Genomic DNA, 15,924 nt, shown 5'->3' on the forward strand with positions numbered 1-15,924 from the left:
CGTAGTAAGCATTAAAAAAGGGCCTTGCGGCCCTTTGTTTTAGCGATCCGTTTTCAGAAACTGGACGGCTTTATCGGGAAAGTCGGTGAATAACCCATCGACACCCGCCTGGTTATACAACACATCATAAAGCTGATTAACGTCGCTGGCATAGTCCGGCAGCTTATCCGCACGCACGGTAAACGGGTGCACCTGCAAGTGATTGTCCCGCGCCTCTTTGGCCATTGCCGTTAACTGGATATGGCCCGGCGTTGAACCTTCAGCCACCAGCATATGGTAATCGGGGCCGATACCATCCGCATAGCGCGCTATCTGCTTCATCGCGCCGGGTTTGAACATCCAGTCATAGTTATAATTCACCCACTTGCCGTCCGGCTGCTTTTGCTGCGTCTCGTTCCAGTCGGTATAGGCAATAAGCTGCACCAGTTTGAGATCCATCTGCATCTGCGGTTCCAGCACGTTTTTGATGCGTTTTAGCTCATCGGCGTCAAAACATTGCAAATACACGTTGTCATCTTTGCTGGTGTAGCCATATTTTTTCAGCACTTCCAGCGTTTTTCGCGCGATATCTTTGCCTTCCTGATGATGAAACCAGGGCGCTTTAATTTCCGGGTAGATACCGATATTTTTCCCCGTCGAATGATTCAGCCCCTGCACAAACTCTATCTCTTCTTCGAAGGTGTGAATGCGAAAAGTGGATTTGCCCATCGGGAAGCGCCCCGGAAAAACCTGCACTTTTTTCCCGCCTTCCAGCTCAAAGCCTTCGGTAAACTTCAGGGAACGGATCTCATCAAGGGTAAAATCAATCGCGTAGAAGCGGCCATCCTTGCGGGCGCGATACGGGTAACGCTCGGCAACATCGGTCACGCGATCCAGGTAGTGGTCGTGCAGCACCACCAGCTGGTCATCTTTGGTCATCACCAGATCCTGCTCAAGGAAATCTGCCCCCTGCGCATAGGCCATCGCTTTCGCCGGCAGCGTATGCTCCGGCAAATAACCGCTGGCACCGCGATGGGCAATGACGATTTTTTCTGCTGCCAGCGCCTGGCACGCGGCCATTCCGGCGAACAGCAAACCGATAGTGATACGGGTAAAGGTCGTTTTCATTGGCGCTTCCTCTTTTACTGATGACGTGCAGCAATTTCGGCGTGGTGGCGTTTTTCGCCAATCATCACGATGACCAGCAACAATACCGCCAGAATGCTACCGCCAATCATCACCATAAAGCCGCCGTCCCAGCCGAAGAAATCCACGGTGTAACCCACAATCGCGCTGGCCGCGACCGAACCGCCGAGGTAGCCAAACAGACCGGTAAAGCCCGCCGCTGTACCGGCCGCTTTTTTCGGCGCCAGCTCCAGCGCGTGCAGGCCAATTAACATCACCGGGCCATAGATAAGGAAGCCAATAATAATCATGCAGGCCATATCCACGGTCGGGTTGCCCGGCGGGTTCAGCCAGTAGACCACGGTGGCGATAGTCACCAGCGTCATAAAGAACACGCCGGTTGCGCCACGGTTGCCGCGAAAGACTTTATCGGACATCCAGCCGCACAGCAGCGTGCCGGGAATGCCCGCGTATTCATACAGGAAATAGGCCCAGGAGGATTTATCCAGCGCGAAATGCTTCACCTCTTTGAGGTATGTTGGCGACCAGTCGAGAATGCCGTAACGCAGCAGGTAAACAAACACGTTTGCCACGGCGATATACCACAGCAATTTGTTCGGCAGGATGTACTGCATAAAGATCTGTTTTGCGGTCAGCTCCTGCTCATGCTTCTCGTTGTAATCGTCCGGGTAGTCATTTTTATACTCTTCAATCGGCGGCAGGCCGCAGGATTGCGGCGTATCGCGCATTAACGCGAACGCAATAACCGCCACCAGAATGGCCCCGAAAGCGGGCATGTACAGCGCCGCGTGCCAGTCGTTAAACCAGGCCATCCCCAGCAGGAACAGCAGCGGAGGAATACCGCCCCCAACGTTATGCGCACAGTTCCACACCGAGACAATACCGCCGCGCTCTTTTTGCGACCACCAGTGCACCATCGTGCGCCCGCACGGCGGCCAGCCCATCCCCTGGAACCAGCCGCACAAAAACAGCAGCACAAACATCACCATGATGCTGGAAGTGGCCCAGGGCACAAACCCCATAAACAGCATCACCGCCGCCGCCAGGATTAAACCGGCGGGCAGAAAAACGCGCGGATTCGAGCGATCGGACACCGAACCCATGATGAATTTCGAAAAACCATAGGCAATAGAAATACCCGAAAGCGCAAAGCCTAAATCGCCGCGGGAAAAGCCCTGCTCGACAAGATACGGCATTGCCAGCGCAAAGTTTTTACGAACCAGATAGTAAGCGGCATAGCCAAAGAATATCCCCAGAAATATCTGCCAGCGCAGGCGGCGATAGAGTGGGTCTATCTGCTCTTCAGGCAAACGCGACCGGTGAGGGGCAGGTTTGAAAATGCTCAACATAATGGCCTCCGTGGCGCAGTGACTCATAATGCCTGGCATATATGAGCGAAAACGAACATTGCTTTAGTTATTCACGATGAAATGTAACGGCAATTTTAACCAGTAAAAGCCACCTGTCGCTTAAATTGTTACAGAAATATGACAGAAGTCTAAATTCACGCATTCTATGTTTTTTTGTTTTCGTTTTATGTTCACATATGCGCGATATCAAACATTCCACACAAAAAGTATGCCTAAATAATTCAGGGAAAGATGACAAGAGGGATGCGAGAATGCGCAACTCCACAGACTTTGACGTGATCATTATCGGCGGCGGCGCAACCGGCGCGGGGATTGCCAGGGATTGTGCTCTGCGCGGCCTGCGTGCGGTGCTGCTTGAGCGTCACGATATCGCTACCGGCGCCACCGGGCGCAACCACGGGCTGCTGCACAGCGGCGCGCGTTATGCAGTTACCGATAACGAATCCGCCCGTGAATGTATTGCCGAAAACCAAATCCTTAAACGCATCGCCCGCCACTGTATTGAGCCAACCGACGGCCTGTTTATTACCCTGCCGGAAGATTGCCTGGCGTATCAGCGCCAGTTTATCGATGCCTGCACGCAGGCGGGTATCCCCGTGCAGGCGCTGTCACCGCAGGAAGCACTGCGCATGGAACCGAGCGTTAACCCCACGTTAATTGGCGCGGTACGTGTGCCGGATGGCACGGTTGATCCGTTTCGCCTGACCGCCAGCAATATGCTGGATGCCCGCGAGCACGGCGCAAAAATCATGACCGGGTACGACGTGTGCGGACTTATCCGCCACGGCGATACGGTCAGCGGCGTGCGCGCGCGCCATGCCGGGAGCAACGAGCAGCTGGAGATTTACGCGCCTGTGGTGGTGAACGCCGCAGGGATTTGGGGCCAGCGGATCGCGGAATACGCCGATTTGCGCATTCGCATGTTCCCGGCCAAAGGTGCGCTATTAATCCTCGAAAACCGTATCAATCAGCATGTAATTAACCGCTGCCGTAAACCTGCCGACGCCGATATCCTGGTGCCCGGCGATACGATTTCGCTGATTGGCACCACCTCCACCCGCATTGATTACGACACGATAGATAACCTGCGCGTTACCCCGCAAGAGGTGGATATTCTGTTGCAGGAAGGGGAGAAACTCGCGCCAATAATGGGCAAATCGCGCGTTCTGCGCGCATATGCAGGCGTGCGCCCGCTGGTCGCCAGCGATGACGATCCCGCCGGGCGCAATGTCAGCCGTGGCATCGTGCTGCTTGACCATGCCGAGCGCGACGGGCTAAACGGTTTTATCACCATCACCGGGGGCAAGCTGATGACCTACCGGCTGATGGCGCAATGGGCTACTGACGCGGTGTGTCGCAAATTAAACCACAGCGCCGCCTGTACGACCGCCACAACACCTCTGCCCGGTTCACACGACTCAACGCAACAGACGCTGGGCAAAATTATCTCCCTTCCCGCATCTCTGCGCGGGTCGGCGGTCTATCGCCACGGCGATCGCACCCCGCACTGGCTGGGTAGCGACAGGCATAGCCGCAGCCTGGTCTGCGAATGTGAAGCTGTCACCGCCGGAGAAGTTCAGTACGCGGTGGAAAATTTGCAGATCCGTTCACTGTTGGATTTGCGCCGCCGCACCCGCGTCGGCATGGGAACCTGCCAGGGCGAGCTGTGCGCCTGTCGCGCCGCCGGGATGCTCAACCGTCTGCATGTCACCACTGAAGCGGAATCCCTCGACCAGTTACGGGCGTTTTTAAACGAACGCTGGAAAGGCATAAAACCGGTCGCCTGGGGCGATGCCCTGCGTGAGAGTGAATATACGCGCTGGGTCTATCAGGGGTTATGCGGGCTGGAAAAGGAGGCGGACGATGCAATTTGACACGGTGATTATTGGCGGCGGGCTGGCGGGATTACTGTGCGGCATCCGCCTGAGTGAAAGCGGGCAGCGCTGCGCCATCGTCAGCCGGGGGCAGAGCGCGCTCAGTTTTTCCTCCGGTTCACTGGATCTTCTCTCCCGCCTGCCAAATGGCCAGCCCGTCGGCGCACTGGGCGACGCGATTGCAGCCCTGCCCGCCACGCACCCCTATGCGCTGCTTGGCGAAGCACGGGTGCGCGACTACGCCACACAAGCACAGCAGTTGTTAGCCGGGTGCGGGCTGGCGCTCCAGGGCGATATTGATTCACCGCATCTGCACGTGACGCCTCTTGGCGCATTACGCCGCGCCTGGCTTAGCCCGCAAGAAGCGCCACTCAAACCCGAAAGCAATCCGCATATCGGCGTGGTGGGCATTAGCGATTTTCTCGACTTCCAGCCGCAACTGCTCGCCGCCGCGCTCTGTAAGCGTGGCTTTAATGCCTGCTCAGAAGAGATAGCGCTGCCAACGCTGGATGCGCTTCGCGATAACCCCAGCGAGTTTCGCGCGGTCAACATTGCCCGTTTACTGGATGCGCCCGAACAGTATGCGCAACTCTACGACGCCTTGTATCCGCTGAGCCAGCGCTACGACCTGTTATACCTGCCCGCCTGTTTTGGCCTGACAGACAATGCGCTCTTTACACGCCTTAACCAGCAACTGGCCTGCCCGCTGCGGCTATTGCCAACGCTGCCCCCTTCTGTGCCGGGTATGCGTATGCAGCACCTGCTTCAGCAGCACTTTATTCGCAGCGGCGGGCGCTGGATGCCGGGCGATGAAGTCATCAGCGCACGGGTAAGCAATGGCCAGGTCACACAGGTGTGGACGCGTAAGCATGAAGATATTCCGCTGCGCGCGCGCCATGTGGTGCTCGCCAGCGGAAGCTTTTTCAGTAACGGTCTGATTGCCGGGCGCGACCGGGTACGGGAAGCCGTATTCGGCCTGGATGTTTTGCAAAGCGATAACCGTAATGACTGGTACTGCGACGACGTTTTTGACAGCCAGCCCTGGCAGCGATTTGGCGTGAAAACCAACGCGCAACTCAACGGCCTTCGCCAGGGAGAAGCGATTAGCAATCTCTATGTTATCGGTTCGGTGTTAGGCGGGTTTGACGCTATTGCAGAAGGCTGCGGCGGCGGAGTCAGCGCGGTGACCGCGCTGCATGCCGCGACACAAATTATTGCTCAGGGAGGCGATGAATGAATACCACGCACTTTGACAGCTGCATCAAATGCACCGCCTGCACCACCGTCTGCCCGGTCAGCCGGGTCAACCCGGCGTACCCTGGCCCGAAACAGGCAGGCCCAGACGGCGAGCGGCTGCGCCGCAAAGACCCGGCGCTGTATGATGATGCGCTCAAATATTGCACCAACTGTAAGCGCTGCGAAACGGCCTGCCCGTCCGGGGTGAAAATTGGCGACATCATTCAGCGCGCCCGCGCGCAGTATGCGCCGAAAAAAGTGTCGCTGCGCAATACACTGCTTAGCCATACGGATCTGATGGGCACACTCTCCACACCGGTTGCGCCGCTTATAAACACCGCCACAGCGTTAAAGCCTGTGCGCCAGTTACTGGATAAAACGCTAAAAATCGACAGCCATCGCTCGCTGCCGAAATATTCCGACGGTACGTTCCGCCGCTGGTATCGCAGTGTTGCCGACCAACAGCGCACCTTTGAAGAACAGGTCGCGTTTTTTCACGGCTGCTACGTCAATTACAACCATCCTCAGCTTGGCAAAGATTTAATTCGCGTGCTGAATCATATGGGGGTCGGCGTGCAGTTGCTGGCGCGGGAAAAATGCTGCGGCGTGCCGCTGATGGCGAACGGCTTTTATGATAAAGCCAAAAAGCAGGCACAGTTTAATATACAGGCGCTGGAGCAGGTCATTGATAGCCAGGGGCTGGCGGTCATCGCGACCTCGTCAACCTGCGCCTTTACGCTGCGTGATGAATACCCGCACCTGCTGGATGTGGAAAACAGCCATTTGCGCAGGCATATTGATCTCGCAACGCGCTGGATTTGGCGTTTGCTTGACACCGGCCATACGCTGAAACTGCGGGAAACGCCGCTCAGGGTGGTGTATCACACCCCCTGCCATATGGAGAAAATGGGGTGGACGCATTACACGCTGGAACTGCTGCGGCGCATTCCGGGACTGACGCTGACCGTGCTGGATTCACGCTGTTGCGGCATCGCCGGAACCTACGGCTTTAAGCGGGAAAACTACGCCACGGCGCAGGCTATTGGCGCACCGCTGTTTGCGCAAATCGAAGCCAGCGGCGCGGACCTGGTGATAACCGATTGCGAAACCTGTAAATGGCAGATTGAGATGTCCACCAGCAAACGCTGCGAACATCCCATCACCCTGCTGGCGCGCGCGCTTTAATCGACGGACAGGGTTTCCACGACGTTTATCCAGCCGTGATCGGCTGCGATATCTTTACCGTGAAGCCAGCGTCGCAGGATGTTCAGCGCCATCATGGCGCACACTTCCTGGCGTACAACCAAGCCGTGGCGACTGGTGGCAAACTTCACCCGCAGCGCGCGGGTGCCTTCTGGCGTCGCCAGCGCAAAGTTGAGATGCTCCTCCTCAAGGCCCGTCACCGTCAACGCAAGACCCGCGAGGTGACGATTGCGCAGCTCGGTCGTCCAGCGCGCGCTTTGCATCAGCTCCTCGGCCTGCGATGGCAGCACTTCGCTGGCCAGCAGCGGAGCGCCCGCGCGTGACAGTTGCAACGCCACCAGCCCAGCAGTGAACTGCTCGCTCAATGTCAGGCTTAGCTGGCGCTCACGCAACATCTCCGCTATTTGCGCAGGAAGACCCTGTGTGCCTTCGAAAATCAGGCTCTCACCGGCCACGCGTTTGACTTCCGGCCACAGCGCTTCCATAGCTGGGCGCTGTGTGGCAGGGCCGGTCAGTTTCAGCTCAATGATCGGCATCGATGAGCGATAACCCATCACCACGCCTGGCGGCAGCACAAGATGCGATAACTGTTCAGCTAAATCACTTTCGGAACGGCCAAAGGTGGTCAAACGCAGGCACACCGGCGGTTCCGGTAAGGTGAAGCGTGCACGCAGGCGCGGCATAATTTCCCGCTCAACCATCACTTTAAATTCTGAGGGCACACCAGGGGTAAAGAACATCAGACAGCGGTTTAACTGGATGGCAAAGCCGCAGGCGGTGCCGACCGGGTTATCCACCAGCTCGGCGCTGGCCGGGATCTCTGCCTGTTTGCGGTTTGACGGCGCCATCACCCGCCCGCGTTCATTGAAAAAACGCGCCATCTGCTCAAGCCAGGCCTCGTGCAGCACCAGCGCCTCACCTTTCGCCGTAGCCGCGGCGAGCGCACTTAAATCATCGCTGGTTGGCCCCAGCCCTCCGTTGACGATAAGTACGTCTGCGTGCTCGCTGCGCTCGCGCAGTATCGCCACCAAATCGTCAAGGTTGTCGCCCACCGTATTACGGCGTGTTAAAAGCAGTCCCTGATTAAAGAAAAAGTCAGCCAGCCAGGCCGCGTTGGTATCCACAATCTGCCCGTGCAGCACTTCATCGCCGGTCGACAGCATCTCCACATTTAACATTGTTAGCTCCTGCAAGAGTGGTTGAAACACTATAGCGTAATCAGCGCCCGGAGGAGGAAAGAAACAGGCGCGGGCTGATGCCGCGCCGGAGGATCAGAAGCTGGCACTGACGCCAACGTAGGGGCCATCGGCAACCACATTGTCGCGGCGGCCATTTTTGCCCGTCATATCGATGTAGCGATAACCGGCCTCAACGGTCAGCGGGCGCATAATCGTATAACGCGCGCCAGCGTTGGCTTCCTGGTAATCTTTTACGCCGCTGGAGAGAGAGTCCGGGGAGTAGTAATACTCGCCAAAGACTGAGAAACTGCTGGTGAGGCTCCATTGCAGACCACCACCCACCGCAACGGCATACCCTTCACTGCCCTCGTCCGGGTTCAGGTACAGGCCTTTACCACCGACGGTCGCCAGGAACGGCCCCAGCGGCAGGTTATATCCCAGACCCAGGCCAGCGATATCACCATCGTCTTCGCTGTGCGCCCAGTTCCCGCTGAGCGCAATTCCGCTGCTACCGGTGCCCAGACCAAAGCCGAAATTGGTGTAGTCTTTGCCGACCTGGCCGTTCAGGCTGATGGCTTGCGCCCCGGCAGATGCCAGCAACAGGCTGGCTAAAGCAATTTTTTTCATTTCTCTTTTCCGCACATAACGGGCTGGTGCCCAAAAGTAGCTGATTGTACGCTGTTTTTTCTGACAGCTGAATGAGTAAACATAACGGTGGTCAATTTATTCACCTCATTATATAGGCTACCATAGGACCGAAATCTGCCCTTTACCGAGAGATAACCATGCGACAACGAACCATTGTTTGCCCGCTGATTCAAAACGATGGCGCTTACCTGCTGTGTAAGATGGCCGATGACCGCGGCGTGTTTCCCGGCCAGTGGGCATTATCAGGCGGAGGCGTTGAGCCGGGCGAGCGTATTGAAGAGGCGCTTCGTCGGGAGATTCGTGAAGAGCTGGGCGAAAAACTGCAGCTCAGCCAGATAACACCCTGGACTTTTCGCGACGATGTGCGGATAAAAACCTACGCCGACGGCAGTAAAGAGCAAATCTATATGATTTACCTGATCTTTGATTGTGTCAGCGCTAACCGTGACGTCATTATCAATGAGGAATTTCAGGACTACGCCTGGGTCAAACCACACGATTTACACCGCTACGATCTGAATGAAGCCACGCGTAATACGCTGGTGCAGAAAGGATTACTTTAAAGCAACGGGAGCGAGCGCTCCCGTGGTGTTGCGCAATGTTCAGTGGCGGGCTTGTTCGATGGCATCAGGTGCCAGACCGGTCAGCTTCGCCACAATTTCTGGCGCCATACCGCTTTCCAGCATCGCTCTGGCAATACGCATTGCCTCAAGCTGGATGCCTTCGGCCCGGCCCTGCGCCATGCCTTCTTCCCTGAGATACTGTGCAATATTCATTAAGGTCTCCTTATGCAGGTTATCCGACGTCCTGTTAGCCAGTGCGTGTAAAAATGCAGCCGGGTCGCCGGTATTGCCTGCCTGTAGCAGATAATTTAACAACGTTCTAAGCTGTGCGCTGCTAGTGTATCCCAGCGCCAATAAACTCACCAGCTGCTCCGTCAGCACCAGCATATCCCGCTGACGCACATGCTTTTGCAGCAGCTCCAGCATCGCGACCCGGCGGTGTTGCAAAATCTCCTCATCCGGTATTTGAGTAATATCAATCAGCGCAAAAGAACCGTTATACAGCGCCTGTGCCTGCTGCGGCAACGCAAAGGCATCCAGCCATCGCAGTGACCAGGGATAAGGCGTAACCCGCCCGTGATAAAACAGTAGAGGAATAACCAGCGGTAAATCGCGATGCCCTTTATCAAGGTGTCGCTGCATCGCGGCAATGGCATAGCGCATCAGGCGAAAAGCCATATTTCTGTCCGGCGAACTTTGATGCTCTATCAGGGCATAGATATACCCCTCGCCACCACGGGTTTGCAGCGAGTAAAGCACATCGCAGTAGCAGTGGCGCAAATCCTCTTCCACGAAGCTGCCGGACTCCAGACACAGCGTGGAGAGATCGCACAAAGCGGCGTACTGTTCGGGTAAGTGAATATCGAGAAAGTCGCGCGCCGCCGCCACATGCGACAGCACATTGCGAAACACCGCATCGTGCGGAACAGAAGAGAACGTGTTGTGCATAGCTATCCTTGCGTCAGAATTCCTGCACGCAAACTAACACACTCCACGCACGATAACGTCCTGACCTTACGATTTGTCGGCGCGCCTCGCAAATTAGCCTTTCAGAAAAGCATTCACCCATTGCTGCAACGCGCGGCGGGAAATTTTGATGCCGCCATTTTTTAGCTCAGGAGGCAACACCAGCCAGTGCACCGGCTGCTGAAAACGAGCCAGCTTATCTGCCGCCCACTGAGCAAGGGTTGTGGCCGCAAACCCCTCCTCACACTCCACCACCGCGACCGGACGCTGGCCAAACTCGTCGTCATCCACCGGCACGACCAGCACCTGGCGAACCTGCGTATGGCCGCTGATTACCCGCTCCACCTCTTCCGGTTGAATGCCTTCGCCGCCGCTGAAAAAGAGGTTATCCAGCCGCCCAAGAATGGTCAGTCGCCCTGCGTTTAACACGCCGCGATCGCGCGTCGCGAACCAGCCTTCACTATTGACCAGCGGCAACAATTTACCATCGTACCAGTAGCCTGAGGCCATGCTGGCAGCACGCAACCACACCTCTTCACCGACAATTTTCACCTCCCGACCGGGTAATGCATACCCCACATCCGGCGCGCCATCCGCCTCTTTAGCACAGACTGTCGAGGCAAACTCTGTCAGACCATAACCACACCAGCTACGGATGCCGCGCTGTTTCGCCTGCTGGGTTAACGACACCGGAATGGCCGCTCCGCCCAGCAATACCGCTTTCAACGACACGGGCGCGTTGTCGTGCAGCAAACGCCAGAGCTGAGTAGGCACCAGCGAGGCATGGGTGCATCCGGCCAGCGCCTGCTCCAGCGGCAGCTTCTCGTGGACCGTCATCCGCGCGCCCGCCAGCAGCCAGCGCCATAAAATGCCCTGACCAGAGACGTGAAAGAGCGGCAGCGAGAGCAGCCAGTCATCCTGTGGCGCAAAAGGGATCAGCGCCAGCACGCCCTGCGCGCTGGCAAGGTGCGCCGCATAGGTATGCACCGCCGCTTTCGGCAAACCGGTCGAGCCGGAGGTTAGTGTCATTGTGGCCAGCCGCTGCGGCTGCCACGGTGCGGCGTGAGTTCCCTCCTCCTCGCGCCAGCGCAATGCTGCCAAGCCCGCCGTAACAGGCTGGCCTTCCCTGTCCAGCGCAAATCTCAGCGTCATCTTCCCTAACAGTACCTCAAGCAGCGCCGCCGGAAGCTGAGGATTGACCGGCAGCACGCGCGCTCCGCATTGCAGCAGCGCCAGCCACACCAGCAGCGTATCCGGGTGGTTACGCGCGCGCAGCATCACGCCGTCGCCCGCCTTCAGCCCCTGGCGGGCGAAGCCACTTGCCAGGGCATCAATGCGCGCACAAAGCTCACGCCAGTTAAGGGTTTGCATACCGAGACGAATCGCAGGCTGCTCGCCGCGTTGAGCGCGCCAGTGCCGCCAGGGCCAGTCGGGAAACATCATAGTAATGGCTCCAGCGCGTCGGTATACAGACAGGGCAAATCACTCTGCGGCCAGCGGCGCAACAGTTGCGCTTTCATTAAATGCAGAGTATCAAGCCCAGGAATAGTACCCGGCGTCAGCCAGGCGGCGATACGCGCCAGCTGCGTCAGTCCCAGACTCGACTCAATCGATGAGCTGATAACTACCCCAAGCCCCAGCGCTTTGGCTTGCTCCACCTGCTGGCGAACTTTTTCCAGGCTTCCGGTGAGCATCGGTTTGATGACCACCGCGCTGACGCCCGGCTGAGCAGAGAAAGAGAAACCCTCCTCGCGCAGACTTTCATCCCAGGCGATGGCAATCCCCGTCTCACGCGCAAATGCCAGCGACTGTTCACGCGTTTTGCATGGTTCTTCGAGAAAAGCGATGCGCGAGCGATACGCAGGGTTAACGTATTTGGCAAACTGCTGTGCTTTGAGCGGTGTCCAGGCACGATTGGCATCCAGGCGAAGCTGCAAATCCGGGAGGGATTCGAGCAATAAATTCACCACCATGCCATCACGCACGGCTTCGTACAGCCCGACTTTCACCTTCGCCACTTTCTCGCCAGGCAGCTCCGCCAGTGCAGCAAACAGCGCATCCGGGTCGCCGCTACAGAGCATCGCCGCGCGGTATTCCGCCGCCGCAGGCAGCTCGCCGGCAAGCTCTGCCAGCGCACAGCTGAGGCCAAAAGCAGCGGAAGGCATCGCGGGCAAGGTTAACGCTTCACCGCTACGCCAGCGCGTAAGCCAGTCAAGCGCCACATCCTGCGCCTCATCAAGCGTTTCATGGCTAAAACCCGGCAGTGGGGTGATCTCTCCCCAGCCTTCGTTTTCGCCTTCGCGCAAATGGACAACCAGGCCGTCGCGGGTTTTTAACCGCCGTTCGCGCAACACCACGCCCGCGTCGAGGGGGATTTGCCAACGGTATAGCTGCGCCTGGCGCATTACGGGTTCCGTTTGAATTTGCTGAAATCAGGCTGGCGTTTTTGGTTAAACGCGTTGCGGCCTTCCTGCCCTTCTTCGGTCATGTAGAACAGCATGGTCGCGTTTCCGGCCAGCTCCTGCAGGCCTGCCTGCCCGTCACAGTCTGCATTGAGCGCCGCTTTCAGGCAACGCAGCGCCATCGGGCTGTTTTGCAGCATTTCCCGGCACCAGCGCACGGTTTCTTTTTCCAGCTCCGCTACCGGTACAACGGTATTCACCAGCCCCATATCCAGCGCCTGCTGCGCATCATACTGGCGGCAAAGGAACCAGATTTCGCGCGCTTTTTTCTGCCCGACAATGCGCGCCATGTAAGACGCGCCCCAGCCGCCATCAAACGAGCCGACTTTCGGGCCGGTCTGGCCGAAGATGGCGTTTTCTGCAGCGATCGTCAGATCGCACATCATATGCAGCACGTGACCACCGCCGATGGAGTAACCTGCCACCATCGCGACCACCGGTTTCGGGCAGGTACGGATCTGGCGCTGGAAATCCAGCACGTTGAGATGATGCACACCGGAATCATCCTGATAGCCGCCGTAATCGCCGCGCACTTTCTGATCGCCCCCGGCACAAAACGCTTTTTCCCCTTCGCCCGTCAGAATAATGACCCCGACGTTATCATCGTAGCGCGCGTCGGCCAGCGCCTGAATCATCTCTTTCACCGTTAGCGGTCGAAATGCGTTACGTACCTGCGGGCGGTTGATGGTGATTTTGGCGATGCCATCGGCAGACTTGTGATAACGAATATCGGTGTAACCCTCTGAACAATCACGCCATTCAACCGGCGCGTAAAGCATGCTTTCATCTGGGTAGATCATAGTGTGTCCTTTATTTCAAGACGCAGAATTTGCGCCAGAGCAAAAGCAACGGCAGCAGGGTTTTCCCGATGCGCATTGTGCCCGGCTGCAGGAATGGCGTGACAGCGGCAGGTGACTTGCGTCGCCAGTGCCTGGAATTTGCTGTCGAATTCACCGTATAAGTAATGAACAGGAAACGGCACGGCGTGCAGCGCCGCGCGTAAATCGGGCTGGTGCCCAAGAGATGTCGCCTCAAGCATCGCCGCAAGCGCCGGGCCATTGTTCTGACTGCGTAACGCAATCAGCTGCGCACGCTGGGTTTCGTTGAGCGAAGCAAACACCGGCTGGCGGTACCAGTCGTTAAAAACATCGGCAAGCGGCTGCTGGCGAAAGCGCGTTGCCCATTGCTGGTCGCCAGCCAGACGCTGCGCACGGGCAGCGTCGTCACTAAGGCCAGGATACCCGCCTTCCACCACCAGGCCGCACAAGCCGTCCGGTTGCTGGCAAGCGTGATACATCGCTACCCGCCCGCCGAGAGAATACCCCACCAGCCAGTATTTTAGTATGTTGTAACTACTTAGCGTTGCCCGCAGCAATTCACTCACTTGTGAAAACGTATTAACGCGAAGCGCCGCCGATCCGCCGTGCCCCGGCAGGTCGAGATAGAGACGTGGAAATGCCTCCAGCGAGGCCCCCACTGGCTGCCACTCCCGGCTGTCCCCGGAAAAACCATGCAGGAAAACCAGCCACGGCAGTGACCGACGCCCGTCAAAAGCCTGCCCTTGCAACGTCACAACTGACTTACCTGCGCCAGCAAATTTTGCAGCGCCTGCGCGCCATCCGTGTCATTGACCACCAGCTCAATAAGCGTCGTACCCGGTTTGCTCCAGGCCCTGGTCAGCACCTGCTCCAGGCCATCCCAGTTTGCCGGGCACTGGTAGTTGAGGCCAAACATCGCCGCCGCATGTTTGAAGTGCACATTCTGCGGCATCAGATAAAACTGCTCGCGCTCGGTCGGCGGTGTCGGCAATAAAGAGAAAATCTGCCCGCCGTTATTATTAACGACCAGCAGAACAAAAGGCGTGGAGACCGGGCGTAGCAGCGCCAGCGCATTAAGATCGTAGAGTGCAGAGAGATCGCCCACAATCGCCAGCGTCGGTCGCGCGGTCGCCCGCTGTACGCCCGCCGCAGTGGACAGCAAGCCATCGATACCGCTCGCGCCGCGATTACTGTAGACCGGATAGCCCGCCGGGAGCTGTGCCAGCGCATCCACCAGCCGTACTACCAGGCTGTTGCCCAGAAACACCTGCCCCTGCTTGGGTAAATAATCCGCTATACGGTGCGCCAGCTGCGCCTCGCCGAAGGTGTCGCGCGTTGCGCTAACGCACTCCCACGCCCGGGAAGCGAGCAAAGGGATGGTTTCACACCAGGGCGCGCGCGGCTGTGCCGGGTGCAGCTCCAGCCAGGCAGAAATATCAGCGACCAGCCGCCGACCCCGATGATGCGCCGGATCGAGTCGGCCCGAAAGATCATCAATCAGCCAGTACTCTTGCGGCTCACAGGTTGCCTGCCACTGCAACAGGCGTTTACCGGTCAGACTGCTGCCAAACTGCAACACAATGTCTGCCTGATTAAGTTCCGTTACCGCCCGCGCGTTACCCAGCCATAGATCCGCACAGGGCAGCGGCTGCCCGGTCTGGGAAAGCGCGTCGCCAATCAGCGGCCAGCCGAGCGTGCTCGCCCACTGCGCCAGCTTAACGCCCTGTTCGGCGCTCATTCGCCCGGCGATGATGACGCCGCGTTTTTGCCGCCAGCTAAACCAGTCAGGCTGCTGTTCAGGCGTTATCGCGCTGTGCGTATGCAGCCAGGGCTTCTCCTCCTGCCACCAGCTTCCCAGCGCCTGCTGCCAGGCAAGGCCGGTATCGTCCAGCTCGCCATAGAGCGGTTCCGCGAACGGGCAATTAATGTGCACCGCGCCACCGCGCAATGAACCCAGAACGTTATCAATCGCAGAGACCAGCCAGCGCGCGGGAATATCCTGCGAAGGGCGCGGCAGTGTGAGCGCTTCACGCGGGTGCGAGGCGAACATGCCCGGCTGGCGAATTGCCTGGTTGGCGCCGCAATCGATAAGCTCCGGCGGCCGGTCAGCGGTCAGCAGGATCAGTTTTTCCCCGGTCAGCCCCGCTTCAATCAGCGCCGGATAAAGGTTAGCTACCGCCGTACCGGAGGTCACAATCACCGCGACCGGCTCTTTGCTGGCTTTGGCAAGCCCAAGCGCAAGATGCCCCAGCCCACGCTCATCAAAATGCGTGTGGTGAATAAAGGCACGGTTTTCCGCCGCCGCCAGGGTCAGAGGCGTTGAGCGTGACCCTGGCGCAATGCACACATGCCTGACGCTGTGGCGAGTCAGGGCTTCGAGGATCACCGTCGCCCAGCGTCGGTTAAAGGAGCTTATTGACATGAGTTTGTCCGGTATCAATATTACGGCTTAGTATAAATAATCAGAATCTTCGGAATTTT

At 57.9% G+C, this 15,924-nt stretch carries 14 protein-coding genes; 4 read left to right on the forward strand and 10 right to left on the reverse strand.

Annotated features, from left to right (window positions below; all coding sequences use genetic code 11):
- Nucleotides 1-39 precede the first annotated feature (39 nt).
- Both glpQ and glpT read right to left on the reverse strand, forming a co-directional pair.
- Nucleotides 40-1,107, reverse strand: coding sequence for a glycerophosphodiester phosphodiesterase (gene glpQ, locus ACTU3N_RS16885; protein WP_443087280.1), 1,068 nt, complete (start codon nt 1,105-1,107; stop codon nt 40-42).
- A 14-nt stretch (nt 1,108-1,121) separates the two neighbouring features.
- On the reverse strand, nt 1,122-2,474 hold the full coding sequence (gene glpT / locus ACTU3N_RS16890; RefSeq protein ID WP_443087281.1) for a glycerol-3-phosphate transporter: 1,353 nt from the start codon (nt 2,472-2,474) through the stop codon (nt 1,122-1,124).
- 272 nt (nt 2,475-2,746) lie between these two features.
- On the opposite strand from glpT, the gene glpA reads away from it, so the two are divergent.
- From glpA to glpC, 3 genes are read left to right on the forward strand one after another with little or no spacing between them, the layout of a single operon-like run.
- Entirely contained in the window at nt 2,747-4,369 is a 1,623-nt protein-coding gene (gene glpA / locus ACTU3N_RS16895; protein ID WP_443087282.1) for an anaerobic glycerol-3-phosphate dehydrogenase subunit A, read from the forward strand.
- Complete coding sequence (gene glpB / locus ACTU3N_RS16900) at nt 4,359-5,606, forward strand: glycerol-3-phosphate dehydrogenase subunit GlpB (RefSeq protein ID WP_443087283.1); 1,248 nt, start codon at nt 4,359-4,361, stop codon at nt 5,604-5,606. The genes glpA and glpB overlap by 11 nt, the downstream gene beginning before the upstream one ends.
- Nucleotides 5,603-6,790 carry an anaerobic glycerol-3-phosphate dehydrogenase subunit GlpC gene (gene glpC, locus ACTU3N_RS16905; protein WP_443087284.1) on the forward strand — a complete coding sequence of 396 codons (1,188 nt, stop codon included), beginning with the start codon at nt 5,603-5,605 and terminating at the stop codon, nt 6,788-6,790. The genes glpB and glpC overlap by 4 nt, the downstream gene beginning before the upstream one ends.
- Here glpC and ACTU3N_RS16910 read toward each other — a convergent pair.
- Nucleotides 6,787-7,986, reverse strand: a complete 1,200-nt coding sequence (locus ACTU3N_RS16910; RefSeq protein ID WP_443087285.1) for a nicotinamide mononucleotide deamidase-related protein YfaY — start codon at nt 7,984-7,986, stop codon at nt 6,787-6,789. The two genes, glpC and ACTU3N_RS16910, sit on opposite strands and share 4 nt — an antisense overlap.
- 93 nt (nt 7,987-8,079) lie before the next feature.
- On the reverse strand, nt 8,080-8,613 hold the full coding sequence (locus tag ACTU3N_RS16915; protein ID WP_443087286.1) for a YfaZ family outer membrane protein: 534 nt from the start codon (nt 8,611-8,613) through the stop codon (nt 8,080-8,082).
- Nucleotides 8,614-8,771: 158 nt separating this feature from the next.
- Between ACTU3N_RS16915 and nudI the strand changes: the two genes are divergently transcribed.
- Nucleotides 8,772-9,197 (forward strand): nucleoside triphosphatase NudI, encoded by a 426-nt coding sequence (gene nudI / locus ACTU3N_RS16920; RefSeq protein ID WP_443087287.1) that lies wholly within the window; start codon nt 8,772-8,774, stop codon nt 9,195-9,197.
- A gap of 39 nt (nt 9,198-9,236) precedes the next feature.
- On the opposite strand, the gene ACTU3N_RS16925 is transcribed toward nudI, so the two are convergent.
- The 6 genes from ACTU3N_RS16925 to menD all read right to left on the reverse strand — a co-directional run bounded on the left by ACTU3N_RS16925 (nt 9,237) and on the right by menD (nt 15,865).
- On the reverse strand, nt 9,237-10,145 hold the full coding sequence (locus ACTU3N_RS16925) for an Rpn family recombination-promoting nuclease/putative transposase (RefSeq protein ID WP_443087288.1): 909 nt from the start codon (nt 10,143-10,145) through the stop codon (nt 9,237-9,239).
- Between the two features lie 93 nt (nt 10,146-10,238).
- Complete coding sequence (menE, locus tag ACTU3N_RS16930; protein WP_443087289.1) at nt 10,239-11,606, reverse strand: o-succinylbenzoate--CoA ligase; 1,368 nt, start codon at nt 11,604-11,606, stop codon at nt 10,239-10,241.
- Entirely contained in the window at nt 11,603-12,568 is a 966-nt protein-coding gene (gene menC, locus ACTU3N_RS16935; protein WP_443087290.1) for an o-succinylbenzoate synthase, read from the reverse strand. The genes menE and menC overlap by 4 nt, the downstream gene beginning before the upstream one ends.
- Nucleotides 12,568-13,425, reverse strand: coding sequence for a 1,4-dihydroxy-2-naphthoyl-CoA synthase (gene menB / locus ACTU3N_RS16940; protein ID WP_443087291.1), 858 nt, complete (start codon nt 13,423-13,425; stop codon nt 12,568-12,570). The genes menC and menB overlap by 1 nt, the downstream gene beginning before the upstream one ends.
- Nucleotides 13,422-14,198 (reverse strand): 2-succinyl-6-hydroxy-2,4-cyclohexadiene-1-carboxylate synthase, encoded by a 777-nt coding sequence (gene menH / locus ACTU3N_RS16945; protein WP_443087292.1) that lies wholly within the window; start codon nt 14,196-14,198, stop codon nt 13,422-13,424. The genes menB and menH overlap by 4 nt, the downstream gene beginning before the upstream one ends.
- Nucleotides 14,195-15,865 (reverse strand): 2-succinyl-5-enolpyruvyl-6-hydroxy-3-cyclohexene-1-carboxylic-acid synthase, encoded by a 1,671-nt coding sequence (gene menD / locus ACTU3N_RS16950; RefSeq protein ID WP_443087293.1) that lies wholly within the window; start codon nt 15,863-15,865, stop codon nt 14,195-14,197. Before menD ends, menH begins: the two co-directional genes overlap by 4 nt.
- Nucleotides 15,866-15,924 lie beyond the last annotated feature (59 nt).

Origin of the sequence: Vagococcus sp. WN89Y (genome assembly GCF_052220145.1) — a bacterium.
Lineage (GTDB): Bacteria > Pseudomonadota > Gammaproteobacteria > Enterobacterales > Enterobacteriaceae > Kosakonia.

Bases quoted from the DNA above. Each gene is read 5' to 3' on its own strand.
- glpC (WP_443087284.1), top strand. From the start codon at position 5,603: ATGAATACCACGCACTTTGACAGCTGCATCAAATGCACCGCCTGCACC.
- ACTU3N_RS16910 (WP_443087285.1), bottom strand. From the start codon at position 7,986: ATGTTAAATGTGGAGATGCTGTCGACCGGCGATGAAGTGCTGCACGGG.
- menE (WP_443087289.1), bottom strand. From the start codon at position 11,606: ATGATGTTTCCCGACTGGCCCTGGCGGCACTGGCGCGCTCAACGCGGC.
- glpA (WP_443087282.1), top strand. From the start codon at position 2,747: ATGCGCAACTCCACAGACTTTGACGTGATCATTATCGGCGGCGGCGCA.
- glpQ (WP_443087280.1), bottom strand. From the start codon at position 1,107: ATGAAAACGACCTTTACCCGTATCACTATCGGTTTGCTGTTCGCCGGA.
- glpB (WP_443087283.1), top strand. From the start codon at position 4,359: ATGCAATTTGACACGGTGATTATTGGCGGCGGGCTGGCGGGATTACTG.
- ACTU3N_RS16925 (WP_443087288.1), bottom strand. From the start codon at position 10,145: ATGCACAACACGTTCTCTTCTGTTCCGCACGATGCGGTGTTTCGCAAT.
- glpT (WP_443087281.1), bottom strand. From the start codon at position 2,474: ATGTTGAGCATTTTCAAACCTGCCCCTCACCGGTCGCGTTTGCCTGAA.
- menC (WP_443087290.1), bottom strand. From the start codon at position 12,568: ATGCGCCAGGCGCAGCTATACCGTTGGCAAATCCCCCTCGACGCGGGC.
- nudI (WP_443087287.1), top strand. From the start codon at position 8,772: ATGCGACAACGAACCATTGTTTGCCCGCTGATTCAAAACGATGGCGCT.
- menB (WP_443087291.1), bottom strand. From the start codon at position 13,425: ATGATCTACCCAGATGAAAGCATGCTTTACGCGCCGGTTGAATGGCGT.
- ACTU3N_RS16915 (WP_443087286.1), bottom strand. From the start codon at position 8,613: ATGAAAAAAATTGCTTTAGCCAGCCTGTTGCTGGCATCTGCCGGGGCG.
- menD (WP_443087293.1), bottom strand. From the start codon at position 15,865: ATGTCAATAAGCTCCTTTAACCGACGCTGGGCGACGGTGATCCTCGAA.